Below are 25,564 nucleotides of genomic sequence, written 5' to 3'. Positions count from 1 at the left end.
ATGCAGGAGCTAGAGCAACGCAGGAGCAGTTGCCGGGAGTGACTGACAACTTAGTCAGAAATATATGATTTCATTTGGTTAACTACTTATATGGGCATGAGTTCGCTTATGGCTGTTTTCGGGATCCTGGCCTACTCTGCCCCTGTGGATAATTTGAATAGTTCGTTCCAAAATCAGATGATTTTCAAATCCATTCACCATTATTGATTGTGGAAGTAATATGCAGGCTCTGTTCGTAAACCAGCTGACTACCCTGGACTTCAGTTACCTCTGTCCAACGCGAGGACTGGTGGGTGAAACCTGGCTTGTGGATGTGGTGCTGGGTGGTGAGCTTGATCATCAGGGCATGGTGTTTGATTTTGGCCATGTAAAGAAACAGGTTAAAGCCTTACTGGACAGCCTGTCGGATCACCGCCTTCTGGTTCCCCTGAAGGCAGAAGCAACTTCCATTACCCATAACAAAGATCAGTTAGTTGTCAGCTTCAAATCACGTCGTGGGGAGATTACCTGTTCAGCACCGGCACAGGCTGTGTTGCTGGTGGATGCCGAAACGATCACTCCGGAGTTACTCACCCCCTTTCTGGAGGATGCCGTACAACAGGAGCTGCCAGACAATGTTACCAGGGTTGAACTCAGGCTATACCCTGAGGAGATTGGCGGGGCTTACTATCACTACAGCCATGGGTTGAAGAAACACGATGGGGATTGCCAGCGGATTGCCCATGGCCATCGCTCACAGATTCAGGTTTTTGTCGATGAACAGCGGGATCAAGCGCTGGAGGCATGGTGGGCAGCAAAGTGGCGTGACATCTATGTAGCCACAAAAGAGGATCTAAAGGACTCCTTCACGGACAACAACCTGGATCATTACCGATTCAGCTACACGGCCAAACAAGGTTACTTCGAACTCAGCCTGCCAAGTGCTCACTGTTATATCATCGATACCGATTCCACGGTTGAACTGCTTGCCAGCCATATTGCCCGCTCTCTGGCGGAGCGAAAGCCAGGTAAAACCATCCGGGTCGTCGCTTTTGAAGGTCTGAATAAGGGAGCTATTGCTATGCATTCAGAGCCTTCAGTGGGTTGAGAGCCCTCAGCTGATTAAGAGCCTTCAGCTGATTAAGAGCCTTCAGCGGGTTGAAAGCTGTGTCGGCAGTCTTTGGGCTGGCCTTTTCAGATCGATTCCAGACCTTTTCGTGAAAATAATAAGCCACTGTATTCACAGCAGGCTCAACCATCGCCAGGGCACCACCGATCATAACATCACCGGTCATCAGGTAGCCTACTGAAAACGCAACACAAAAGTGGACTGCTGCAAAAGAAACTGTTTTAGCCATGGTGTTCTCCGGTCTTGATAATTTTTCGTCGTTATTGGCTTTATTCTATGAGAATGATTATCAATTATAAAAATAAAACAACACAAGCAAACTGATAGAAAAAAACTATCAACTAATCTTTAGGTAATGGCCAAAAAGGAGAACGTGCTATGTCGTCGTCACTGACGGATCAGATCAATAACCGCCCATTCCAACCCGACCCTGTTAGAGACCCGCAGATAGGCCCTTCAGTCCAGGCGGCTGCCGAGGATAAAGTTGAAACCAGCTATACCAATCAGCTGACGGAGCTCCCCAAAATGCTGGAGATGGATTTCGATAAAGTAGAAAACCTGCTGGCCAACCTGTCGGCTGCCAATCCGTTTCGCCCGGATATGGCGCTTGGCAAACAGCCCGAAGTGGCAGTTATCGATGCCAGTAATAGTGTTCAGGAAGCCCCTGTCGCTCCGGTTGGCGCTGCGGTGGATGCAGGCCAGGTTAGCCAGCTGAAGCAAGTGAATGCCGCTCTGGCAGAGTACGATGTGCGACTTCAGCAGGTATTTGATGCAATGGCTCTTTCCCGTTCAGGGGGAAAACCGGACCTGCAAAACATGGGCACAGAGTACGAGCGCCTGATGACCTTTGTCCGTCAAACGGAATACCATTTAACTCAAGCGATCAAACTGATCCCGGAGACACTCCCGGAGAATACCGGCGAGTCAATGGCTCAGTTAATGCCCGAGTTCAGCCAAAGCCTGGTTCGCTATGACAGTGAGTTTCAGCAGATCTACGGTGCTATTCAGCATGAATTAAAGCAGGCAGAGATTGCCAGCAAGCGCTTTCGCTGAGCCTGTAAAGCCACTCTCTGCTGAGAGTGGTTCCAACGCCTTTCCTCTCAATGCCATAACCCCCTCGTGAATGAAGTTCTTCCGGGAAATGTATGCATCGATAACAAGTCAACAAAACCAGAGATCCGGTCATCCTGCGGCTGGTGTAACCGTTTGCCAGCTCTGCGGCCCTTGACACTGTCCGACTCGGTGGTGTGGTCACCCACAGGCTGGACAATTATTGGCGGCCTGCGGGTATCCACACTGCTGACTCTAGCGGTAGTACCAGTACTTTATTACCTGTTTAGAAAAATGCAGGGGAGAAACCTATAAGAACGAAAATATACCCGTACAAACTCTTGAGGCTTGTGTAGAATTACTCGTATAAATGATAAAAGCGGGCTTTAGCCATTTGAGCAGCTATTCGAACAGGAATGAGCCGTTCGAACTTCAGAGAATCACCGAAGCGGTGGAATTTCCCGGGCCCACTATAACCAGGAGGTAATAGCATGTTAGAGCACGCCGTCGATCGTTCAACCTTTAATCAGGTTATGGTTCCCAATTATGCGCCCCAAGCCATGGTGCCTGTGCGTGGGAAAGGGTCACGAATCTGGGATCAGGAAGGAAAAGAGTATCTGGACTTTGCCGGCGGCATCGCCGTCAATGCTTTGGGACATTGCCACCCGGCCCTGATTGATGCCCTGAAAAAGCAAGGTGAAGAACTGTGGCATCTGAGTAATGTTTATACCAATGAACCGGCTCTCGAATTGGCTCAACAGTTAATCAACAACACCTTTGCGGACAAAATCTTCTTCTGTAATTCCGGTGCAGAAGCCAATGAGGCCGCGTTTAAGCTGGCCAGAAAGTACGCGTACGATAACTTTGGCCCGGATAAGCATGAGATCGTCTCATTCTACCAATCGTTCCATGGCAGAACACTCTTTACTGTGACCGTCGGTGGACAAAAGAAATACTGTGAGGGCTTTGAGCCAGTTCCCGGCGGTGTTCTGCACACCACCTACAACGACCTTGAGGCACTCAAAGCCCTGATGTCTGACCGTACCTGCGCTGTTGTCGCTGAGCCTATCCAAGGTGAAGGTGGGGTTATTCCTGCTGACCCTGAATTTATCAAAGGGGTCAGAGAGCTCTGTGACCAGCATAATGCCCTGCTGGTTTTAGATGAAGTCCAGTCCGGTATGGGCAGAACCGGCCAACTCTTTGCCTATATGGGCCTTGGTGTCACACCGGACATTCTGACCAGCGCCAAATCCCTTGGTGGAGGCTTCCCGATCGGTGCCATGCTCACCACCAACAAAGTAGCGGAAAGTTTTGGTTTTGGTACCCACGGCAGCACCTACGGCGGTAACCCACTGGCCTGTGCCGTAGCCCTGGAAGTGATCAAAACCATTAATGACCCACAACTGCTGGCTAACGTCAGTAACAAGCATGACCGCTTCCGTAAGCACCTGGAATCGATTAACAGCAAATATGGCATCTTTGCTGACGTGCGGGGTAAAGGCCTGCTGATTGGCGCTGAACTGGTTGAGAAGTATCACGGAAAGGGTAAAGACATTCTTGCCGCTGCAGCAGACGAAGGGCTGATGCTGCTGGTTGCCGGGCCGAATGTCCTGCGCTTTGCACCATCACTTATTATTCCTGATGAAGACATTGACGAGGGTATGGCACGGCTGGAACGAGCGGTTGCTACCGTGGTTTCTGCCTGAGAGCCCTGAACGCCTCGCCATGTCGGCAGAGGTACTTCTCGTTCCCGCGCTGCGCGTGGGAATGCATACCCTGCCTGATCTGACACTCCATACCCGAAGTAAAAACAGAATGAGAATGTCGTATGGTTAAGCCAGCAAAAACCCTTCCCCCTGAAATTCTCCCCTGGCTGGATTTACTCAATAATCAGCATGATGAAATGTTGGCCAGAACCATTGAACTGGCAGAAATAAATTCTGGCAGCCTTAACCGTGACGGTGTCAACCAGGTGCTGGAACAGCTCCTGACCCTGACCTCTGACTTATCAAAAGACCATGAACGCATACCTGTAAACCCATGGAAGGTGGTAAACGACAGCGGAGAAATCATTCAGCACCCACTAGGTGATGCATTAAGAATTCGCAAACGCCCTGAAGCACCTCTTCAGGTCTTTCTGTGCGGTCACATGGATACGGTTTTTCCAGAAGACAGCCCTTTTCAAAAGGTCCGCTGGCTGGATGATGACACCATCAATGGCCCCGGGGTTACTGATTTAAAAGGCGGTATTCTGGTAATGCTCAAGGCGCTGGAAGTGCTTGAGCAAAGCCCATGGGCTGAACAGATCGGCTGGGAAATACTGTTTAACCCGGATGAAGAGATTGGCTCTCCCGGCTCAGCCCCCCTGATTCAAGAGGCTGCACAACACGTCCATCTGGGCATGATCTTCGAGCCCTGCTTTCCCGATGGCAACCTGGCCGGGCAACGCAAAGGCAGTGGAAATTTTACCGTGGTCAGCCATGGCAAAGCGGCTCATGCAGGCCGTGAACATCACCTGGGGCGCAATGCCATTCGTGCCCTCTGTGATTTTGTTGCCGCCATGGACGACCTGAATGGTCAACAACCCGGGATCACCTTTAACCCCGGCTACATTCATGGTGGTGGCCCGACCAACATCGTGCCTGATCGCTGTATTCACAAGTTTAACATCCGCCTGGAACAGCCGGATGATGAACAGTGGTGCCTGGAAAAGCTGAGCGAGATCATCGAAAGCATCAATCAGCGCGATGGCATTCAACTGGAACTGCATGGCGGATTTACGCGCAAGCCCAAAGTACTCAGTCCTGCCAATAAACAACTGCTGACACTGGCAAAAAACATCGGGCATGAGTTGGGTATTCCCCTGGACATTAAACCGACGGGCGGTTGTTGCGATGGTAACAACCTTGCCTCAGCCGGGATTCCCAATATCGATACGCTTGGGGTTCAGGGAGGAGCGATCCACAGTGATCAGGAATATTTAAACGTCAAAAGCCTTGTGCCAAGAGCCAGGCTCAGTGCGGCATTATTATTGAGTCTGGCCCATGCCAGCGCCTCGGGAGAAAATATGAACTGGTTAAAGAGCGATTAATGACTCATTCTGTTATGGATAACCTGAAAAGCCGGTCATTTCTGAAGACGACCTAGGAGGCTGTCCGAGAATAGCGCCCGTAGCGAGGATTGCGAGAAATTGAGGATAAAAATTTCTGCTTCTGAGGAGAATAGCGGGGCTATTTGACGAAGAAGCAGGAATTTTTAGACCAATTTATCGCAACCGCAGTAGGGCAGTCTATTCTCGGACAGCCTCCTGGTAGTCATGGCAAAATTCCGGGTAAAAATGACTGATTCAACACGGGAGCATCAACATGCAACTCACTATCCAGCAACTATTGGACGCCATGTGGCAGGACTACCTTGCCCTGACCCCCGATGCTAAACCGATTCACCAGCTCTTTGCCGATCTGAATCACGGTCAGGTAATCAACGACCATATCGCCCTGCGCACCTATAATCTTGAAAAAGTGGCACTGAATAACCTCGCTCTTCCTTTTGTTGAAACAGGCTATCAACCCGTTGACGACTATCAGTTTCCCACCAAGAAACTTTATGCCCGATATTTTCAACACCCGGATAAAACCCTGCCCAAAGTCTTTATCAGTGAGCTGAAAGTAGAAGAGTTGCCAGACAACTGTCAGGAAATAATTTATGACCTGGTAACGCAGGTACCGGAAGCCACTGTCGCCCATCAGAATTTCTGCTACTCTGGTCGCCCCTGGAGCCTGACCTCTGACCAATACGAAACCCTGGCAGTAGAGAGCGAATACGCCTCCTGGGTGGCTGCCCATGGCTTTCGCCCCAATCACTTTACGGTATCCATCAACCATTTGAGTTCACACCCGGATATTCAAAGCGTCAATCAACTGCTGCTGGATAAAGGGTATGACATGAATACCAGTGGCGGCCTGATCAAAGGCTCCCCGGACGTCTTGCTGGAACAATCCTCAACCCTGGCCAAAGCGGTGGACGTGACCTTTGATGACACCACCATGAAAGTCCCTGGCTGCTATTACGAGTTCGCCCGGCGCTACCCAATGGCCAACGGTCAACTTTACCAGGGGTTTGTGGCGGCGTCTGCGGATAAGATATTTGAGAGTACGGATGTGGTTCCACAAGATGTTCCGCAAGGGAATGAAGACAGGGTGTGAATTTTTCAGACTTTGGGCATGACTCTCCTAAATTGGTGGATAGTGAGTAAAAGGATTCAAAGAATGGAAAGCAGCAAACATCCGCTTTACCACAGCGACTACCCCAAATGGCTTGCCCTTCAGCGAACACTTTTGGCCGAACGCCGTTTCGATGAGCTGGATATTGATAACCTTCTGCATACCATGGAGTACCGCATGGGGGATTTCGTTGATGAACTGGAATCGCACCTGGTCAATTTGTTACTTCATTTGCTGAAACATCATTACCAGACCCAAGTCATCAACCCACGCCGGGATGAGCCGCAGGAATTTCGCAGTTGGTTTGACAATATTGATTCTGCCCGTGGTGAGATTAGCCGGCTGCTCAATAAACATCCGTATCTGAAAAGCCACCAGGATGAAGCGGTGGTAACCAGCTACCCTTACGCCAAAAAACGTGCCATTAAACAAATGAATCAATACCTGCCCCATGAACAATGGCTCACCGACACCAGTTTTCCTGAAGCCTGTCCCTGGCCATGGGAACAACTGCTGGATGAGGACTGGCTACCCTGAGCCGTCTGTGTGCCACTCTTTTGCACCACACCGTAATCCAACGGCGCACGCAAGGGCATAATGGCCCCGGTCAACAACCGGCAATTTCGGGCCACAGTGGCGTTATTCTCCGGCAGTTCAGGTCCACGCCGGGCAACTCGCCCCGGAAGCCTTGTGTACCAATGCTTATTTTCACGGATCACCTGCTATAATTTTTTGTCAGACAGACTGAGAACAAACCAATGGACGACAAACTGTTTAGCGACCTCATAGAAATCGGCATCAGCAAAGAAACCGCCCATGCCGTCGCCGCCTCCCTCAGTCCTGACCATATTGCCACCCAACAAGACGTATTGCGGCTGGAAAAACTGATTCTCGACTCACGCCTGTCTGCCAAAAAGGACATCATCCGGCTGGAGCAAGCCCTGAAAAAAGTGGACGTGGAATGGCGCAAAGCCATGGTGGAGCAACAGGCCAAATCCACCGAACTGTACGCCAACAGCAACCGCCAGTTCATCATCACCTTTCTCGGCATGATGCTGACGGCGTGTGTGCTGTTTGCCATGAATTACTATTTTCATTGAACAAGGCTCTGGCTAAATTCTGGCTGAAACCTGTAAACCTGACACAAGCTCCTCAAGATTCTCAGAACGTGAAATCCGCGAGCTGAAAAAGCGCGTAAACGAACACCATGAGCAATTACTGGAGGCATGGCATGAATTCTTCAAATATTGATTCACGCCCGTTAAGTAGTTGGCCAAATGGAATCGTATATTTCTGGCTAAGTGGGCAGTTGCTATGCAAGGCGCAACGTAGAGAGCATAGCCGTAGCTATGTGACCGGAGTTGCAACGCCGCACGACTGCATGGATGCAGGAGCTAGAGCAACGCAGGAGCAGTTGCCGGGAGTGACTGACAACTTAGCCAGAAATATATGATTTCATTTGGTTAACTACTTAGCCCAAAACATTCAGTTTACGGACTCTGAACTGATTGTCACCTTACTGGATGGCAGGGTCATCCATATACCCATCCCCTGGTTCCCCACTCTGGCCGATGCAACCGAAAAACAACGGGCCAACGGGGAGGTACTGGGAGGTACTGGGAGAAGGTGATGGCATATACTGGCCGGAGTTGGATGAAGATCTAAGTGTTGAGGGGCTTGTTAAAGGTACCCACTAAACCACCCCAATAACATCCCGGTAAATATCTGCAACAGGCAGTTCAAGCCCAACCGAGCTCAATACCAGTTGATCACCCTTTTTCATCTGGGTTAATTGCCACTGCTCGCCGGAGCGACGGTAAAGATCCACCAGCATATCCTGCTGATCCACCAGCAGGTACTCTTCCAGACTGGCAATTTGCGTATAGGCAGCCAGCTTGCCCAAACGATCATGCTGCTCGGTATTGGGCGACAACACCTCAACAATCAGCTTCGGGGTTTCTTCTACATAGGGGTCTTTTGGAGTTTCATCAGAGGTGTGACTGCAAGCAACCATCACATCCGGGTAAAAGAACATGGCGTTATTCTTACCACCAGCGCGGACTTTCATATCGGAGGCAAAGACCTGGCAGGCTGTGCCTTGCAGATGAGTATTCAATAACGTCGCCAAAAACACGGTCAAAAGATTATGCCGCCGACTGGCATCGACCATGGCATAAACATAGCCATTCACAAAGTCGCGTTTAACCTCAGCTATTTCCTCAGTTTCAAGGTACTCAGCGGCGGTGATTGGGTAGGTTTTCATAAGTGATTGCAGGTGTACCTGATGGTGTGTTTATTGTGTGGCGTTCAGAATAGTTGGGCTATGCCCTGTGGCAAGTCTCCAGATGAGTCAGGATCAATTCTTACTGAAATTAAATCAATAAACTGTTAGACTCCCCCACTTATTGCAAAGGTTTCACACTGGCTATTAATTAACGTTTTCAGCCGGACCTGGATGAGAGACAGGTTTCACTCTATGAAAATTCTGGTAACCAAATTTCGTAATCTTGGTGACGTGCTGTTATCAACTCCGGTATTTGCCAGCCTGAAAGCTATCTATCCAGAATCAGAGGTCCACGTTTCTGTCAACGATTTTTGTGTGCAAATCGTTGAAGACAACCCTAATGTTGACAGGGTTATCCCTTACCAGAGAAGTAAGAATAAGAAACAGGGACTCTTGGGACGCATAGGTAATGAATTTAAATTCTACCGTCAGTTCATTGGACAGTACGATCTGGTTATCAATCTTACTGAGGGAGACAGGGGTTGTATTATCAGCGCACTGTCTGGTGCATCCCGTCGACTGGGCTATGTCAATAAGCCAACACTGATTAATAAGCTGGCACGTTTTGATACCAGCTTTGACAGCAGGGAAAGAATCCATACCGTTCAAAAAGACCTCCAATTTATAGAGGCTATCGACTCCAGCAAGGTTGATCGCAAAGTGACACTTGGCTATAAAAGCGAACACAAAAATGAAGTAGAGACCCTTCTTCGGGAACTGGGTCTGGAAAAAGAGTTTATTGTCGTTCACCCTGTCTCCCGCTGGATGTACAAGTGCTGGGACGCTTCCAAGGTGGCCCAATGTATCGATCACTTGCAGCAAAAATGGCAAAAGCCAATACTGCTCACGACCTCGGCAGACCCGAAAGAAGTCAGTATGGCTCAAGAGATTTTGGCATTTTGCAAGAGCAAGCCTTTACTGCTGCCGAAACAAATCGACCTGCAAGCCTATGCCTGCCTGGTTTCTAAAGCCTGCCTGTTTTTTGGGATAGACTCTGCGCCTATGCATATTGCCGCTTCCACAGATACTCCCGTTGTTGCACTTTTTGGTGGCAGCACTCCAGACCTATGGGGTCCTTGGGATAACAGCGAGGGCAGTAATTATCAGGAAATAACAGGTATTCAGCATAACGGCCTGCATACAGTGATCTCCAATAATAATATGGAAATTTATTATGATGGAGATCGTAAACTATCCAGAGGTATGATGGCCATCAAAGTAGACACTGTCATTTCACAGCTGGATATTTCAATGTCCAGAGCCACTGAGGATCAAGGTCTCACAGAACTGATATAAATTTGCAGGCTCTCTAACCACGATCGAATTTCTTTCAACAGTATGAGAAAACAGTATGAGAAAAAGCCTGTTGTTGAATTACCCGACAACCTAAGCCCTCTAAATTGAGCATAAACTTTTATATATTCATGAATCACACTGATAACCAACCCCAGAGAAAGATGCAATTTCGTACTGACCTTGAGGGGCTCAGAGGTCTTGCAGTTTTAGCTGTAATGCTGCTGCATTTCAATGTACCTTCTTTCACTGGCGGATACATTGGTGTTGACATTTTTTTTGTTCTCTCCGGGTACCTGATAAGCTCACTGATCCTGCATGATATTAAGAACAACAACTTTTCTTATCTGAATTTCTATAATCGTCGAATTAAGAGGCTTATACCTGCAACGCTGCTCGTAGTTGCCGTCACTGTAGTTGTATATAGCTTTTTACTGCTCCCCAATGAATACATAAGCTTCATGCGAAGTGTAAGAGAAGTATTGCTATTCAACGCAAACAACTACTTTGCCAAAGAGGTTGGCAACTACTTTTCCACCGAAGCTGAAGCAAGCCCTCTACTGCACACCTGGTCTCTGGCCATTGAGTGGCAGTTTTATTTTATCTTTCCAATTGTATTCCTGACACTGGCCAGGTTCTCAAAGTCTCCTCAAAAAGTGATTGCCTGTTTTCTGGTTCTGACCCTTGGGTACTCTGTTTTTATAACTGACTATGAGGCAGAGTCCGTATACTACGTGAGATAAGGAAGGAGCACCCTGAAGTTTGCTTTATAAACCCACAAGAGGTGCAATGTTCTACAGAAGCCTGTCTGACTCAAGACAACAACATTCCACTATATGAAGACTCTCACCATATTTATGACTATACAGCGGAGATATTCGCAAAATGGAACTTAGAAAAGTATGGCAATCCGTTTAAGCACGATATACCAGAGTGAACAGATCAACTTTTACTATATGAAAGAGATGAAACAATAGCGTAAATTCGTTAGAGTTTTCGCCCCATGTCGAAAAGCAAGTTTTAGAAAGCATCCACGTTGTGGCCGCTTTCTATGGGATTTATATGTGATGAGCAAAAATATTCTGGTGATAAGAAGGGATAATATAGGTGACTTGATATGTACCACCCCACTTATCAGTAGCCTCCGCGGAGCATTTCCAGACGCCTGCATTGATGTACTGGTTAATAGTTACAATGCACCAGTGGTCAGGGGAAACAAAGAGATAGACAATATCTATATTTACAAAAAAGCCAAGCATACCGGGAAGGGAGAAAGTAAGTTAAGAGTCTATCTGGAACGATTAAGCACTTACTTGCAGCTTCGATTGAAGGGTATTGACATTGCTATCCTTGCAGGAGGGGAAGATAACAAGCGATCTCTTAAGGTTGCCAAAATTGTGGGTGCAAAAGAGATTATTGGGTATACCAGCTCATCGGTACATACATTTAAGGGAATCACAACACCTTTGCAAGCGAAACAGACCAAAGGTCTTCACGAAGTTGAATTGACAAATCTTCTGGCTAAATCACTTGGCATCACAGGGCAACCGCCACAGTGTACATTAATACCAGATGACGCCTATCTCAAAGAGGCAGAAAAATACCTTCAAGCCAGAAACATAACCCCATACATGAGCCCTATAGGGCTTCATATCAGTGCAAGAAAACCCAGTAATCGTTGGACAGAGGATAGCTATATTGAACTTATCCAAAAACTGTGGAGACAATATCAACAACCAATTGTTCTATTCTGGTCTCCCGGTAGTCAAAACAACCCTCTCCATCCTGGAGACGATGAACTGGCTGATCGCATCAAAGAGAGTTGCCATAATGTAGAACTTGTGCCTTTCCCAACCCAGTCATTAGAACAACTGATTACCGGTGTTTCTCTATGCCGTGAATTTATCTGCAGCGATGGAGGGGCAATGCATATTGCTGCAGCATTGGGACGCCCTATTCTATGCTTTTTTGGCGATAGCGATGCCACACGCTGGCACCCTTGGGGGACGCGCTATGAACTTATACAAAAAGAAAGCCGACAAGTCTCTGACATAACTGTAGATGAGGCTTTAAATGGATTTTCAAAGCTATTAACCGGATATTGAGTCTGATAGTGCCATGACTTTTACTGACTATTTTAGAAGCACACAGATATTTATTTTCTTTGTACTTCTCATACTACTGCCCCTCCATGACATTGATGGTGTTGTCAACGTTTCTATGGCTCTATCCCTGCTTGCCTTGATTCCTGATTATCGAAACCTTTATTCAATACGCTATATTTTGGGCGCTTGGGGTCTGTTCGCAATATGGTATCTGTTATCGTCACTCTGGAACCTGTTTCCTGAGTATACTTATAGCGGGCTCCGAAAAGAGGTCTTATACAGTGTCATCTGTTTGATGGTAGGTTTTACTGCTGCACTGCACCTTAAAAAGGTTAATACAGCTCTGTGCGCAGTGCTTGTATCGTTAACGCTGCTATCCTTGGCGACTTTGGCCAGAGGAGGAGTTAGCTGGCTCAGCTTCGTGGAGAAATATTACCCATCGGTTGGGGATGGCTCTACAAGCTTGGTTTTCTTTTTCAGCTTTGCAATGGCTTTATTTTTCTCCAAAAAAAGTTATTCAGCAATCATAGCTATGTTCATCGTTCTTACCAGCCTTGCACTTGCCATTTTCTATGAAAACAGAATGTGCTTTGTGTCTTTTGCCTCAGTCATTGCGGCATGTTTTTTATACACATCTAAAGGCTTATCCACACAGGTCAAGACTCTTGGGCTGTTTGCTCTTTTAGCAATAGTTCTTGCCATTGTCACTTTTTCACTTTCTCTTAAATCAACCACTGAGTCTGACTACATTGCAAATGCTGTATCCACGGTCAAGCAAGACGTAAGACTCTCAATGTGGGATTTTTATTTTGATAAGGGGATGGAAAAACCAATAGCAGGATATGGGTCAGGCTACCATACTTTAAGAGACTCATTTTCTGATGACTTTCCCGAAACCTTTAACATCCTTACAAAAGATCATGCACATAATGTTTTTCTGAACAAATGGCTACAAATGGGCCTTATTGGCCTTATATTATTTTTAGCCATTTACGCCACAGCTCTGCATAAAGTTCTTGAAGGAGAGTTTACAGAGAGAGAGAAATACCTAAAACTTCTCTTACTTCTCATCTTTGTGGGATTTTTCTCAAAAAGTATGACTGATGACTTCTTCATCCGAAATAACTTATTGCTTTTATGGCTTATAACAGGCTTTATCTTAGGTCGTAAAAGAAAATGATACCCAGCAACTGGGAATAGTGCATATTAAGTATTCCCAGTTCCAAAACTTCTTGATCAGCCGAAGATTTTTTTTGCATGCTCTATATACTTTTCTGCAATTGCTTCGGAATGATACTTACCAATCAGCTCCTCACTTAATTCTGGATAGGAATCCAAAGCTCTAGCAATATTTTTAGCAAGCCCCTTATAGTCCCCAACCTCGGACAAGAAATCCGCAAGCTCTCCTGTCAATATTTCTCTTGGCCCGGTTGGGCAGTCCGTACTGATAACCTTTGTACCAACGATCAATGACTCAATCAATACAGTTGGCAACCCTTCACTATCAGATGACATTACGAATAAATCGGCATTTTTTATCCATGGGTAAGGATTACTATGAAATCCAGCAAATAATACTCGTTCTTTAATTCCTAGATCTTCCACTAACTTTCTCATGGATAATTCCCATTGAATATCTGAATCAGTGTACGTCCCTCCAAGAAGTACTAACTTTTGATCTATTCCTGACTCAGCATAAGCTCTTATCAGAACATCCTGTCTTTTCCTATTTTCTAACTTAGCTACATAGATAATATAAGGCTCTTCAGGATATCCAGCATCCTCTTCAGCTCGATTTCTTATACAACTAAAATCAAATGGATTATATATATTTTTGATTGACTTTGACTTTATACCCAGCTCTTCAAACTCACCTATTAGAGCCTTAGACACAGTAACAATATGTCTATTAGAGTAGACGGATTTAAATTTATTCTTCCAGCGAAATGTTCTCTCAATTTTTTTCCAACCAACCTTGTTCCCAATCTTGCTAGTCAAATATACTTTTATAGAGTTTCTATAACGAATGATTGTATTTTCCAATCTGGCCATTTTAGAAAGTCTATCCATATCTTCAGCACTGGATATGAAAAATAAAAATCGTTTCCCATCTTGGTTCTCTATATCCAAGACCTTTTTTTTCAAGCTTCTTGACAGTCTTATTTTGTTAAGTAGTTTATTCTTTGCCAGCACTCCATTTTCAGAGATAGAGTGAACTTGATAGCCATAGTTTTCTATAACATGCTGAACTTCATTTTTCACCAGAAAAATATGAACATCATGCCCCATCTTACTAAACTGCTCAGCAAAGTTAAGTGTGACCCTTTCTGCACCACCTCCAATCAAGCTGTCTATAAGCAGACCAATGCGATATTTCACTACAACCTCAACCTAACGGAAAATTCCGATTATACCCTTTCGAGAGTTACCAATACACCCATAATAAAAACTAACAGACTCAGGTTCTGTTGGCATAACCATTGCCACCACAACCCACTGTGTCAGGGTAGTTGTCGCCTATTTTTTCTCGGCCCTTCCTCATTTTGAGTGGGTGATTTAGTATATTCTGAACCACCCAGAGCCCGTTTCAGGACAAAACTGGTTTCCAATGTTATATTATCAAATGGCTTTCATCATGGAGTTTGGCTAAACTTGGTCAAAAGTGATTTTCTGCTACAGCATCAGCTTGACTTTATTCCCGGCCTCATTCATGAGGATATCCCTTGGACAACTGACGTTTATCTGAAAGCCGAGCGACTGCACTTCATCGCTGAGCCTCTATATCAATTCAGCTTATACTGTTTTTCCTGAAAATCTGGCACCTATACAAGCTATCACCCAATGAGCTCACGACTTTACTCACGAATTATTCAACTTGCCGCAATTACAGTACGGCTACCATTAAAATTATTCAGAAAAAAACCAGATGACACCAAAGTGAGGCGCATCCTTGTCATTCACCAGTTATTACTGGGGGATGCCATTATGTCTACCGCTTTACTCGCCAGCTTACGAGAGAAATACCCGAAAGCCTCTATAGATGTTGCAATGCCAGATTTTTTGGTACCTCTTTATAGCCAAAAGCCTTACCAGATTAACCCAATTTCCTATTCACCCAAAAACGCTAAAAGCCTGATAAAACTTATCCAGCAAAAGTCTTACGACATTGGCATAGTCCTTGGAGATGCCCGCTACTCTTGGGCAGCTTATGCTGCTGGAACTCGGTGGATCATTACCCATACCGGAGACTATCCCGCTTATAAGAACTGGTTCGTAGATGAGTTGCTTCCCATGCCAGAAAGCCCAAAAGCAATGCCAGACCTGATGGCAGATCTATGTGCAGCAGACCATCTCACAACTTTTTCAACTTCTGACTGGATCTTTGAAGATGTAGTAATCACGAGCCCCGAATCTCCATATATTGTTTTCCACTTGGGTGCATCATCAGTACTGAAGTTATGGCCCGTAGATTCATGGCTTGAACTTGGTCACAAGTTAAAAAATAACGGCTTTTCTATCGTTGTAACCTGTGGACCCGGTGAAGAAGCTTTACTAGAAAAGTTCAGGGGAAATGGCGATTTCGAACAGTTAGTTCCTGGGAACTTTACCTTACTGCAAATGAGAAAGCTCATAGCGCAGTCCAGCTTGTTGGTTAGCCCTGATACTGGCATCAGTCATCTGGCAAAATTAACCAACACTCCTCTTGTCTGCCTCTTTGGTCCAGGGCCTGTGGAGCTTGTGGGCAACAGTCAGTTTTTTAACAACCATAAAGCCCGGTACTTAAGCAACCCGATCCCTTGCAGAGATCAGCCAGTTATATTCAAGCGTCCGGTTTCATGGGTTCGTTTCTGTGAGCGAAATACTCATCAGTGTCAAGACCCAAAATGTATAAAAAGTCTGACAGTAAATAATGTCTACAGCGCATCAAAAGAGCTTCTGAAAAAATAGAGATTTAAGCGAGCCACCAAAAAGGTGGCTCTCAAATACTAATTAGTGCTTGTCCAAAAACCCATCAGCCCTTGAAAACAGCAGTCTGTGGCCTTACTTAATCATTGAAGATTTCCACTGACAGGCTGTTTTCTCACTCATGCGCCAAACCATCAAGCCACAAATGCAGTTAGGCGAGGTCGATATCTCTGCCATCACCTTCAACCCCAAATCCAGGGACGACATACCCCGGCTCTTGCGGGCTTTTCAGCATATCTGGATCACCCCAGAGCTGAGAGAGCAGGTTTTCCGAGCCCTTGAGCGAATGATACCCGCCAGCCGTGACAATGGCCGCCCTGGTATGGATCTCTGGAAAATACTGATTTTTGGCACCCTGCGTCTGACCATCAACTGCGACTACGACCGCCTTCAGGAGCTGGCCAATGAACACGGTACATTGCGGCAAATGCTCGGACACGGACCGTACTGTACCCACTCTTATCACATCCAGACTTTGCAGGATAATATCGCCCTGTTCACCCCGGAAATACTGGACGGGATCAACCAGATTGTGGTCAATGCCGGTCACCAGCTGGTAAAAAAAAAGAAGAGCGGATATGCGCCCGCGCTGACTCGTTTGTCGTAAAAACCAATGCCCACTTTCCAACGGATATTAACCTGCTCCGGGATGCCGTTCGCAAGATAATCGAGTGGGCAGCCTGCCTGTCGTCAGAGCAGCAGGAAAGCCTGTGGCGACAGAGCAACTACTTGCAGGATCAGCACAAAAAGCGTTTTCACAAAGCCCGTAACCTGAAACGGTCAACGTCGTCTAATGAGTCGCTTCGTGAAGCACGACAGCATGATATCGAAACCGTCCATGCTGAGTATGTAGCCTACAGCCAGAAGCTTATCCGCAAGGCTGAAATAACCTTGAACCTCTTGAAGGCACGGATACCCGGAGACTTAAGACTGAAAGAGCTGGAGCGCTGGATAAAAGATGCCGACTACCAGTGTCAACTGATTATCCGTCGTGTACTGAACCATGAAACCATTCCGCACAGTGAGAAAGTTTTTTCGTTATTTGAACGCCATACGGAATGGATCAGTAAAGGAAAAGCAGGCGTTCCCGTAGAACTGGGCCTCAGGGTGTGCGTGATTCAAGATCAGTTTGGTTTCACCCTTCACCATTTAGTCATGGAAAAACAGACTGATGACCAGGTGACTGTAGCCATTGCTAAAGGCGCAAAACAGCGGTTTCCTGAAGTATCGCAGGTCAGTTATGACCGGGGATTCTGGTCAAAAGAGAACCTTGAAAAGCTGGAAACATTTCTTGACCGAGCCGTCTTACCCAAAAAGGGGCGATGGTCTGAACAAGACCGGAAGCGTGAACGACACCCTGAGTTTGTCAGGGCAATGAAGAAGCATTCCGCGGTAGAGTCCGACATTACTGCACTTGAGCAGCACGGGCTGGACCGATGCCCGGACTCAGGGATTGACGGTTATCGTCGGTATGTTGGCCTGGCGGTTTTAGGAACCAATCTGCACCGCTTGGGCTCTATACTGCAAAAGCAATCCAGTCAGGCTGTCAAAAAAGCAGCCTGAACGGAGAAGCGTACGAGAAAACAAACGATCATCGTTGGGTGAAGATTACGGGTACCCGAAAAACGTGGAAATGTTTAAGTTTTGATCAAAAAAAGAGGTGACTGGCATGAGCGGCCTTTTTTGTTTTCAAAAAAAATTTGTCAGTGCCTGTTGAGTCGGATTATTCATGGGTTTTCTGACAGACACTAATTAAAGGAATATGCTGCCAAAACTCGATCTAAAATCAACAATTGTAACACTTGTTCAGCTAAATTTTCCCGCCCCTTAAGATACTCTTTGACCATAGCTTGAGCTGCAGCTGCGTTTATCACACCATGACTTCCGCTAGCAAGACGCTCTCCAATTTCAGGAAAACGTTGAGACCAGCTATTTCTGAGCCAATGAGTCAACGGAGGATTAAATCCTCTTTTCTTCAAATGTGCGACATTCTCAACCTGTGGAGAAACTCTTGATAGGAGTTGTTTTGCTGGTGAAGAAAAACGCTCCTGGTCAGGCAGAACTGAAATTGAAGCAAATAGTTGATGATCCATAAATGGGCAACGTAGCTCTAAGCCATGCGCCATAGAACAAAGATCACCTTTTTTGAGGATATACTCAGGCAGGTAATTGCCATAATCAATCGCTAACATCTGTTTGAGAGGGGGTAGCTTAGTATCGTTATTCTCAAATTGACTTTTACGCCAATAAACATTTTGCTTCCCTTCCAAATCTAATAATAAGTGGGCTCGCTGGGCTGGAGTATAACCAGAAAAACGCAGGCTATACGCATCTCCCCATGACATTTTCAGTTCAGATAGGATCTTACCTTTTTTAGTGTCGATGGCCTTAAAGGGGGAACCAACCAATGATAGCCCTCCCCTCCATGCGCTCTTGAGGTGTTTGTTATACCGCTTGTACCCGGCAAACAGCTCGTCACCGCCATCTCCGCCCAGAACAACCGTGACATGCTTTGAGGTTTCCCTGCAAAGCAACCATGTTGGAAAAGCACTGGGGTCAGCAAAAGGCTCATCGAGGTCATCAACAATCTGATCAAATAAAGACAGTTCTATATCCAGAGGGATAGGAATCTCAATGATCGGTAACCCCAAACTCAGTGCTGTTTTTTTTGCAACTTCACTTTCATCGAAGCGAGGGTCCTGAAAGCTAGCCGTAAAAGCAGTGATCTCACGATGCTCCTGTCGGGCTAAAACAGACGCAATGGCAGTACTATCAATTCCACCACTTAGAAAAACTCCTACTGGACGATCCGAAACTGTTCGGATATCAACTGCCTTAAGGAATGTCTGAAGCCAATCTGATGAACCAGCCTTGTATGGCTCCCAGTATGAACGTTTTTCCAATGTTCGCCTGGATAAATCCCACTCTAGATAGAAACCATTTTCCAACTTGAAAATTTCATTACTTAGCGTCAACGGCGCAGGTATGTAACGATGTGTAAGGAAAGCATCAATCGCATACTTATTTAGCGTTTTCTGTTTCCCATCAAGCAGTGCCCAGACACATTTAAAGTTTGAACCAAAAGCAAGTACACCATCATGACAAGAGTAATACATTGGTTTCTGCCCCATTCTGTCGCGACACAGAAAAGCTTTTCCAACTCTCATGTCATAAATGCAAAATGAAAACATTCCCCTCAGATACGACAGGCACTCCATTCCATCACGTAAATATGAATTGAGAATGAACTCTGTATCCGACGTTGTATGGAACTCATAACCTTCACCGATCAATGCTCGCTTTCTATCTTCCCAGTCATACACCTCACCGTTGTAGCATATCCATACCTTGCCAGAAGCATCAGACATAGGCTGATTCGCTCTGGAATTCAAGTCTCGTATACTCAGTCTTGTGTGTATCAGGGCCGATACTGGTTTTTCATTGCATAGCCTGCCTTCAGCATCCCATGAGGTGAAAACCTGAGCATCAGGGCCACGGGGATAGAGACTCATCTGCGCCTTTTCAATAGAGCTAATACTCACCACAGATGGACTGAAGATACCAGCAATCCCACACATACTTAATCAATTCCCACTTTTACTTGACTGATACTTTTTGGAAAATTTCTTCCATATGATCCACCATCTGCCTCAACGTGCAGTTCTCCATAGCAAAATTCCGGCTATAAGCTCCAAAACGCTCTCTCAAGCTTGTATCTTTCATCATTCGCTCGATAGCCAAAGCCAAGGATACAGAGTCACAAGTATCGACCAATAACCCGTTCTTCTCCGGTTGCAGTACCTCAAGAATACTTCCCACATCAGTAGAAATTATTGGCAAACCACAAAGCATGGCTTGCATAATGCTCTGAGGCACGCCCTCGTTCCCATAAGATGGTAGTACAAAAATATCCAAAGCTTGTAACCATGGGACGACATCATCCTGATTACCTACTAAAGTAATTTTGTCGTTTAAATTAAGCTGCGTAATCAGCGTCTCCAAAGTGGGTCGATAAGGACCATCACCAATGACCATTAAGTGATAATCATCCGACTGGAGGCTTGCAAGTGCATTAAATAAATACTCATGACCTTTCCAGTCACGCAGGGTCGCCAGTATTCCTATGATTGCCCTCTTTGATGGAATTCCAAGCTGCCTACAAATTATTTGCTTATCTTCTGCGGGTTTAAAGCGATCTTCATCAATTCCTGTTGGTACTGACCTCATTTTTTCCAGAGCTACTCCATTTTCCTGATGTAAGGTCTGACGAAGCTTTTCACCTGTTGTAACTAAAAAGTCATTCCCATTCTGATAAAGCCACAAAGAACTTCTGTTTTTATGCACTGGTGTTGAAAGGTGCCGAGTACGAACTATTCCCGGGCGCTTCTTTTTCCAGGCCAGTGAAAGAGAAACAAGCCAACTATCTGTTGAACTATGGGTATTAATCACATCAAAGTGGTTACTTGCCAGAAACTTGTGCATAACCCATAGAGATGAGATCTTTTTCTTTTCAATGGGCAGAGCAACTGTGTTGATCCCTCGCAGCACAGACTCCCTGTATATATTGGAATGTTCAGGGCAAGCAATCGTCACCTGATGCCCCCTTTCCAGCATCCCTTCTGACTCAGTGAGAATTCGAACCTCCTGGCCTCCCCAGCCACAAGAGGATTCTGTATGAAGTATTTTCATAGGTTATTACTTATCCAAAAACCATAAGTGTTGATAAGAGATCAGCTTACTGAAGGACATTACCATAAAGCTTAAGCAGCTCATGACCAAGTCGCTGAGGATTGTGCTTTTCAGCAGTTTTTCTGGCTTCTTTACCTAACATCAATGCTTTTTCAGTTGAGCAGAAATGGCTGACAGCCTGAGCCAGAGAGTTGCTGTCAAGGGCATCACATATATAACCATTTTTACCTGATTGAATAATATCCGAGCCTCCACAGGTTGGAGTAGTAATAACTCCCAAACCTGAAGCCATTGCCTCTAATACAACATTACCAAAGGGCTCATAGATCGTGGGTAAAATAAAGCCATCAGCTGCCGCATAGTAGCTCTCAGGCCGTTCTTGCACTCCCAAAAAGTGAACCCGATCAGGTACACCTTCAGCTTCAGCCAGTTTGCGATAAATAGACTCAGACTTATCTTTACCAACAACAATCAGCTCAGCACCAGCTTTCGCAACCGCTTTAATTGCTTCAGCCAACCCTTTTCGCTCAAACCCTGAACCTACAAAAATAAGGCAGGTTGCACTGTCAGTGATTCCTAAAGCACTACGGATTGACGCTCTGAACTGGTCTCTTAACGTTGGAGTAAATCGGTTTGAGTCAACACTGTTGTAAATAACATGCAACTTGCTCTCATCAATATCAAACTCACGAATAATCTCTCTTTTCACCATCTCAGAGATACAGATCACTGCTTTCAACTTCGGATGCTCAAACATCTGCTTCTCCGCATCCATCACATAACGGTGAAAGCGATCATTTTTCATTCGTTTAGCCTGAGCTTCAGGGATAATTCTCGAGCGATGTTCCAGCCAGCATTTATGCACACCATCTCCAGCACGATAAATGGTACAACCCGGGATACGCTCATGGCTCTGAACAATATCAAAACTGGAGAAGTGTTTCTGTGCAGCCCTGGCAAAACCTCGTTCACGACTGACACGGCCCCATTTAAACGGGTTGCAAACCTCAATATGAACAGACGGGTTCTTTAAACCATTCCACTGTCGTGTTAATACGGTAATATCCAGTTGCTGCTGCTCTGAGAGAGCAGACAACGCAGATGCAACAAAACGCTCAGCACCGCCATCGGGCCGATATTTTTGTCTGACAATAGCAAGCTTGATCATAAGTCAGGTGCCCGTTATTCACCGGCCTGCCTGCGGGTTTTACTCATAGCCCACAGCGCAGCATATTTATTGAAGGTATACTGGGTAACCACCAGTGAGAGGAGGAGCCCGTGGCCGCCATCAAGGAAGCCCTTCCTTAGTAAAAAGGTTTTAATAAACGCACCCAGCGCATGGCCAAAGGCAGATCCCAGACCGACCTTCTTGCCTTGCAAAAAACGCTCTTCAGCCCAGCTTCGGGCATATACCAGTTGCTTTTGCTGAAACTGCATATAGTCATCGCAGGTACGATGCAGCAGGTCACCCTGGAGGTTGATCACTTCAGCTCCGGCAGTTTCAACGGATTCGTGTACCAGGTTGCTGTTATAGGTTCTCTCGTTATTCAGATAAAGACGCAGGACTCGATCCGGATACCAGCCACAATGCATCATGTAGCGGCCAAGAAACCAGTTACGCCGGGCACAGGAATACACTTTATTGGCTTGACGCGGTTTTGACAGCACTTCTGAAATGCTCACCTTGAGTTCATCGGTGACCTGCTCATCTGTATCCAGCATAAATATATAGTCAGATGTCGCATATTGCTGGGCAATTTGACGCTGCCTGCCATAACCCTGCCAGTCAGTGTGCTGATACACCCTGGCACCACAACGGGTGGCAATCTCAGCTGTGTCATCGGTACTGCCAGCATCGAGAAGAATGATTTCATCGGCCCATTGCACGGAGTTCAGGCTACTCTCCAGGGTAGCACTGCTGTTTTTGGCAATCAGGACAACAGAAAGGGTAGTCGCTTGAGACATGAGTGGCCCGGGTCGCTTTGTCATAAGCTGTCTCGAAGATCCAGCCAGCAAAAGAGACGAATCATATCGGCTTTGCAGAACCCCGTAAACGACAGGCTTTATCAACCTGACATTTCCGCCCAGTACGCTTTCAGTTAGAATAGCCCGACTTAATTTTTCACGGTAACCCTTCACTATGAAAGTCACTGTTTTCGGTATCGGCTACGTTGGCCTGGTACAGGCTGCGGTTCTGGCAGAAGTGGGTCATGATGTTGTCTGTGTCGACATTGATCAAAACAAAGTTGATAACCTGAAGCGCGGCATTATTCCTATCTACGAGCCAGGACTCGAGCCTATTGTGAAAGAGAACAGTGAGGCTGGCCGACTGCACTTCACGACGGATGCCGCTGAGGGCATCGCCCATGGCACATTGCAGTTTATTGCCGTGGGAACGCCACCGGATGAAGATGGTTCTGCTGATTTGCAATACGTCCTCGCTGTGGCCGGTACGATTGCACAGCAGATGGATGACCGGAAAATCATTGTGAACAAGTCCACGGTCCCTGTCGGCACAGCCGATCAAGTGGCCGCCAAAGTGGCAGAAGTCCTGCAGATGCGAGGTGTTCAGCTTGAGTTTTCTGTCGCTTCTAACCCTGAGTTCCTGAAAGAAGGTGCGGCGGTTAATGACTGCATGAGACCGGATCGAATTGTGGTCGGTACCGACAGTGACCAAGTGACTGATACCATGAAAGAGCTGTACGCTCCTTTCAACCGCAACCATGACCGCATGATTTTTATGGATGTCCGCAGTGCGGAACTGACCAAGTACGCTGCGAACTGCATGTTGGCGACCAAGATCAGCTTTATGAATGAGATAGCTGGCCTGGCTGAACGACTGGGTGCTGATATTGAGATGGTGCGCCAGGGGATCGGCTCTGACCCCCGCATTGGCTTCCACTTTATCTATCCTGGCTGTGGTTACGGTGGCTCCTGTTTCCCGAAAGATGTTCAGGCCCTGAAAAGAACCGCAGAGGACATTGACTTTGAGCCCCTGATCCTGAGAGCCGTTGAAGAGCGCAATGCCCAGCAGAAAAATGTTCTGTTCACCAAACTCAGCAGACACTTTAACGGTCAGCTGGAAGGGAAAACCATTGCACTCTGGGGGCTGGCATTTAAACCCAATACAGACGATATGCGCGATGCGCCAAGCCGGGTGCTGATGGAATCACTCTGGCAGGCCGGTGCACAAGTGCAGGCCTATGACCCGGAGGCGATGGAAGAGGCACAACGCATCTATGGTCTTCGGGATGACCTGACACTGTCTGGTACACAACAAGCGGCAATTAAAGGCGCTGACGCACTGGTTATCTGCACTGAGTGGCGTCAATTCCGTGCTCCCGACTTTGACCAGCTGAAAGCGTTATTGAAAGAGCCTGTGATTTTTGATGGCCGTAACATGTACGAACCTCAACGGATGACGCTGAAAGGCTTCAAATACTACGCCATTGGTCGCTAACGCGGACTCTACTCATTCAAGCATCTTTTATAAAAAGATTGTGTACACAAAATACCCTCAGGGCATAAAACACTGAGCAACAGGTAAATCTTGGTGATCTTTATGCCCTTAGTGGTTTCAAAACAGGTAAACCACGATGAAATATCTGGTCACTGGAGCCGCAGGCTTTATTGGCTTCTTTACCACCAGGCGTCTCTGTGAAATGGGGCATGAAGTGGTTGGCATTGATAATCTCAATGACTATTACGACGTCAGCCTTAAGCATGGCCGCCTCAATGAACTGGCCCCACTGAAAAACTTTCGCTTTGTTGAACTCGACCTGGCGGATCGCGAGGGTATAGCCGCACTGTTCAAGCAGGAACAGTTCAACCGGGTGATTCATCTGGCAGCTCAGGCGGGCGTCCGTTACTCCATCGACAACCCTATGGCCTATATCGACAGCAACCTTGTTGGCCATGCCACCATTCTTGAAGGTTGCCGCAACAACGAGGTAGAACACCTTGTCTATGCCTCTTCCAGTTCTGTTTATGGCATGAATACCAAAATGCCATTTTCAACGACAGATGCTGTTGACCATCCGGTTTCACTCTACGCAGCGACCAAGAAATCCAATGAGTTAATGTCCCACACTTATTCGCATCTCTATGGCTTACCTACCACTGGCCTGCGCTTTTTTACGGTGTACGGTCCATGGGGGCGTCCGGATATGGCTTACTTCAAATTCACCCAGATGGTTAACCGTGGAGAGGCCATCCCCGTCTTTAATGAGGGCAAACTGAAAAGAGACTTCACCTACATTGATGATATCGTGGAAGGTATAGTACGCATTCAGGATGTTATTCCAACAAAGTCAGATCATTTTGACAGCACTGATCCGGGCCGCAGCTCAGCGCCCTACCGGATTTACAATATCGGTAACAACCAACCTGTTGAACTGATGACGTTTATCACAGCACTGGAAAATGCCATTGGTAAACAGGCCGAGAAGCAATACTTACCGATGCAGCCCGGTGACGTTTATGCAACCTATGCCGATGTCAGTGATTTGATGGAGACGGTCGGTTTTAAACCGTCAACGTCCATTGAAGAAGGGTTACAAATGTTTGCTCATTGGTACATGAACTGGCAGAAATAACGAAACGGCTTGTTTCAGAGCAGAAGATGTAAGTAGTTAACCAAATGAAATCATATATTTCTGACTAAGTTGTCAGTCACTCTGCGGCGTTGCAACTCCGGTCACATAGCTACGGCTATGCTCCCTACGTTGCGCCTTGCATAGCAACTGCCCACTTAGCCAGAAATATACGATTCCATTTGGCCAACTACTTAGAGACACATTCACACTCTGCATCTTCATCCCTGTAAATCGTTTGAAAAGCATCTATC

25 protein-coding genes are annotated in these 25,564 nt (G+C 46.5%); 18 read left to right on the top strand and 7 right to left on the bottom strand.

Features of this window, described 5'->3' with window-relative positions; genetic code table 11:
- Window positions 1-220 precede the first annotated feature (220 nt).
- Entirely contained in the window at window positions 221-1,087 is an 867-nt protein-coding gene (locus tag ACO6VE_RS16415; RefSeq protein WP_422462367.1) for a 6-carboxytetrahydropterin synthase, read from the top strand.
- Here the strand turns inward: ACO6VE_RS16415 and ACO6VE_RS16410 are convergent.
- Window positions 1,059-1,337, bottom strand: coding sequence for a DUF2061 domain-containing protein (locus ACO6VE_RS16410; RefSeq protein ID WP_422462365.1), 279 nt, complete (start codon window positions 1,335-1,337; stop codon window positions 1,059-1,061). The genes ACO6VE_RS16415 and ACO6VE_RS16410 overlap by 29 nt on opposite strands.
- Window positions 1,338-1,486: 149 nt before the next feature.
- Here ACO6VE_RS16410 and ACO6VE_RS16405 point away from each other — a divergent pair, with 149 nt between their 5' ends.
- The 8 genes from ACO6VE_RS16405 to ACO6VE_RS16370 all read left to right on the top strand — a co-directional run bounded on the left by ACO6VE_RS16405 (window position 1,487) and on the right by ACO6VE_RS16370 (window position 8,078).
- Window positions 1,487-2,161, top strand: a complete 675-nt coding sequence (locus ACO6VE_RS16405; RefSeq protein WP_422450244.1) for a hypothetical protein — start codon at window positions 1,487-1,489, stop codon at window positions 2,159-2,161.
- Window positions 2,162-2,649: 488 nt separating this feature from the next.
- Complete coding sequence (locus ACO6VE_RS16400; protein ID WP_422450243.1) at window positions 2,650-3,864, top strand: aspartate aminotransferase family protein; 1,215 nt, start codon at window positions 2,650-2,652, stop codon at window positions 3,862-3,864.
- A 122-nt stretch (window positions 3,865-3,986) separates the two neighbouring features.
- Entirely contained in the window at window positions 3,987-5,249 is a 1,263-nt protein-coding gene (locus tag ACO6VE_RS16395; RefSeq protein WP_422450242.1) for a hydrolase, read from the top strand.
- A gap of 274 nt (window positions 5,250-5,523) precedes the next feature.
- On the top strand, window positions 5,524-6,363 hold the full coding sequence (locus tag ACO6VE_RS16390) for a DUF1338 domain-containing protein (protein ID WP_422450241.1): 840 nt from the start codon (window positions 5,524-5,526) through the stop codon (window positions 6,361-6,363).
- A 63-nt stretch (window positions 6,364-6,426) separates the two neighbouring features.
- Window positions 6,427-6,918: a DUF29 domain-containing protein gene (locus tag ACO6VE_RS16385; protein WP_422450240.1), complete on the top strand. Its 492-nt coding sequence runs from the start codon at window positions 6,427-6,429 to the stop codon at window positions 6,916-6,918.
- A gap of 221 nt (window positions 6,919-7,139) precedes the next feature.
- Window positions 7,140-7,481 (top strand): hypothetical protein, encoded by a 342-nt coding sequence (locus tag ACO6VE_RS16380; protein WP_422450239.1) that lies wholly within the window; start codon window positions 7,140-7,142, stop codon window positions 7,479-7,481.
- Window positions 7,482-7,840: 359 nt separating this feature from the next.
- On the top strand, window positions 7,841-8,011 hold the full coding sequence (locus ACO6VE_RS16375) for a DUF2442 domain-containing protein (protein WP_422450238.1): 171 nt from the start codon (window positions 7,841-7,843) through the stop codon (window positions 8,009-8,011).
- Window positions 7,953-8,078, top strand: coding sequence for a DUF2442 domain-containing protein (locus tag ACO6VE_RS16370; protein WP_422450237.1), 126 nt, complete (start codon window positions 7,953-7,955; stop codon window positions 8,076-8,078). Before ACO6VE_RS16375 ends, ACO6VE_RS16370 begins: the two co-directional genes overlap by 59 nt.
- Here ACO6VE_RS16370 and ACO6VE_RS16365 read toward each other — a convergent pair.
- Window positions 8,075-8,644: a Uma2 family endonuclease gene (locus tag ACO6VE_RS16365; RefSeq protein ID WP_422462363.1), complete on the bottom strand. Its 570-nt coding sequence runs from the start codon at window positions 8,642-8,644 to the stop codon at window positions 8,075-8,077. The two genes, ACO6VE_RS16370 and ACO6VE_RS16365, sit on opposite strands and share 4 nt — an antisense overlap.
- Before the next feature lie 213 nt (window positions 8,645-8,857).
- Between ACO6VE_RS16365 and rfaQ the strand changes: the two genes are divergently transcribed.
- The 5 genes from rfaQ (at window position 8,858) to ACO6VE_RS16340 (ending at window position 13,243) form a co-directional block, all read left to right on the top strand.
- A complete protein-coding gene (rfaQ, locus tag ACO6VE_RS16360; RefSeq protein WP_422462361.1) occupies window positions 8,858-9,961 on the top strand; it encodes a putative lipopolysaccharide heptosyltransferase III in 1,104 nt (367 codons plus the stop codon).
- A 161-nt stretch (window positions 9,962-10,122) separates the two neighbouring features.
- On the top strand, window positions 10,123-10,701 hold the full coding sequence (locus tag ACO6VE_RS16355; RefSeq protein WP_422462359.1) for an acyltransferase family protein: 579 nt from the start codon (window positions 10,123-10,125) through the stop codon (window positions 10,699-10,701).
- Between the two features lie 41 nt (window positions 10,702-10,742).
- Window positions 10,743-10,895, top strand: coding sequence for a hypothetical protein (locus tag ACO6VE_RS16350; protein ID WP_422462357.1), 153 nt, complete (start codon window positions 10,743-10,745; stop codon window positions 10,893-10,895).
- A gap of 130 nt (window positions 10,896-11,025) precedes the next feature.
- The gene (locus ACO6VE_RS16345; RefSeq protein WP_422462355.1) at window positions 11,026-12,063 is read left to right on the top strand and encodes a glycosyltransferase family 9 protein; all 1,038 of its coding nucleotides are present in this window, start codon (window positions 11,026-11,028) and stop codon (window positions 12,061-12,063) included.
- Window positions 12,064-12,076: 13 nt separating this feature from the next.
- Window positions 12,077-13,243, top strand: a complete 1,167-nt coding sequence (locus ACO6VE_RS16340) for an O-antigen ligase family protein (protein ID WP_422462353.1) — start codon at window positions 12,077-12,079, stop codon at window positions 13,241-13,243.
- A 56-nt stretch (window positions 13,244-13,299) separates the two neighbouring features.
- Here ACO6VE_RS16340 and ACO6VE_RS16335 read toward each other — a convergent pair whose 3' ends face one another.
- The gene (locus tag ACO6VE_RS16335) at window positions 13,300-14,442 is read right to left on the bottom strand and encodes a glycosyltransferase (RefSeq protein ID WP_422462351.1); all 1,143 of its coding nucleotides are present in this window, start codon (window positions 14,440-14,442) and stop codon (window positions 13,300-13,302) included.
- Between the two features lie 462 nt (window positions 14,443-14,904).
- On the opposite strand from ACO6VE_RS16335, the gene ACO6VE_RS16330 reads away from it, so the two are divergent.
- Both ACO6VE_RS16330 and ACO6VE_RS16325 read left to right on the top strand, forming a co-directional pair.
- Window positions 14,905-16,011 carry a glycosyltransferase family 9 protein gene (locus ACO6VE_RS16330; protein WP_422462349.1) on the top strand — a complete coding sequence of 369 codons (1,107 nt, stop codon included), beginning with the start codon at window positions 14,905-14,907 and terminating at the stop codon, window positions 16,009-16,011.
- Between the two features lie 139 nt (window positions 16,012-16,150).
- Window positions 16,151-17,592, top strand: a protein-coding gene (locus tag ACO6VE_RS16325; protein WP_422462347.1) for an ISNCY family transposase whose coding sequence is annotated in 2 segments (ribosomal slippage) — window positions 16,151-16,586 and window positions 16,586-17,592 — 1,443 coding nt in all. Because the reading frame shifts where the segments join, the coding sequence is not laid out codon by codon here.
- 185 nt (window positions 17,593-17,777) lie between these two features.
- Here the strand turns inward: ACO6VE_RS16325 and asnB are convergent.
- From asnB to ACO6VE_RS16305, 4 genes are read right to left on the bottom strand one after another with little or no spacing between them, the layout of a single operon-like run.
- Window positions 17,778-19,607: an asparagine synthase (glutamine-hydrolyzing) gene (gene asnB / locus ACO6VE_RS16320; protein ID WP_422462345.1), complete on the bottom strand. Its 1,830-nt coding sequence runs from the start codon at window positions 19,605-19,607 to the stop codon at window positions 17,778-17,780.
- A 19-nt stretch (window positions 19,608-19,626) separates the two neighbouring features.
- The gene (locus tag ACO6VE_RS16315; protein ID WP_422462343.1) at window positions 19,627-20,718 is read right to left on the bottom strand and encodes a glycosyltransferase family 4 protein; all 1,092 of its coding nucleotides are present in this window, start codon (window positions 20,716-20,718) and stop codon (window positions 19,627-19,629) included.
- Window positions 20,719-20,764: 46 nt separating this feature from the next.
- Window positions 20,765-21,886, bottom strand: a complete 1,122-nt coding sequence (locus ACO6VE_RS16310; protein WP_422462341.1) for a glycosyltransferase family 4 protein — start codon at window positions 21,884-21,886, stop codon at window positions 20,765-20,767.
- Between the two features lie 14 nt (window positions 21,887-21,900).
- Window positions 21,901-22,707 (bottom strand): glycosyltransferase family 2 protein, encoded by an 807-nt coding sequence (locus tag ACO6VE_RS16305; protein ID WP_422462339.1) that lies wholly within the window; start codon window positions 22,705-22,707, stop codon window positions 21,901-21,903.
- A 151-nt stretch (window positions 22,708-22,858) separates the two neighbouring features.
- On the opposite strand from ACO6VE_RS16305, the gene ACO6VE_RS16300 reads away from it, so the two are divergent.
- On the top strand, window positions 22,859-24,178 hold the full coding sequence (locus tag ACO6VE_RS16300; RefSeq protein WP_422450228.1) for a UDP-glucose dehydrogenase family protein: 1,320 nt from the start codon (window positions 22,859-22,861) through the stop codon (window positions 24,176-24,178).
- A 136-nt stretch (window positions 24,179-24,314) separates the two neighbouring features.
- The gene (locus ACO6VE_RS16295; RefSeq protein ID WP_422462337.1) at window positions 24,315-25,313 is read left to right on the top strand and encodes an NAD-dependent epimerase; all 999 of its coding nucleotides are present in this window, start codon (window positions 24,315-24,317) and stop codon (window positions 25,311-25,313) included.
- Window positions 25,314-25,564 lie beyond the last annotated feature (251 nt).

Source organism: Endozoicomonas sp. ALB115 (assembly GCF_049310245.1).
Taxonomy (GTDB): Bacteria; Pseudomonadota; Gammaproteobacteria; order Pseudomonadales; family Endozoicomonadaceae; genus Endozoicomonas.
Note: the sequence above shows the minus strand (reverse complement) of the source record. Positions and strands in the feature narration are given on the sequence as shown.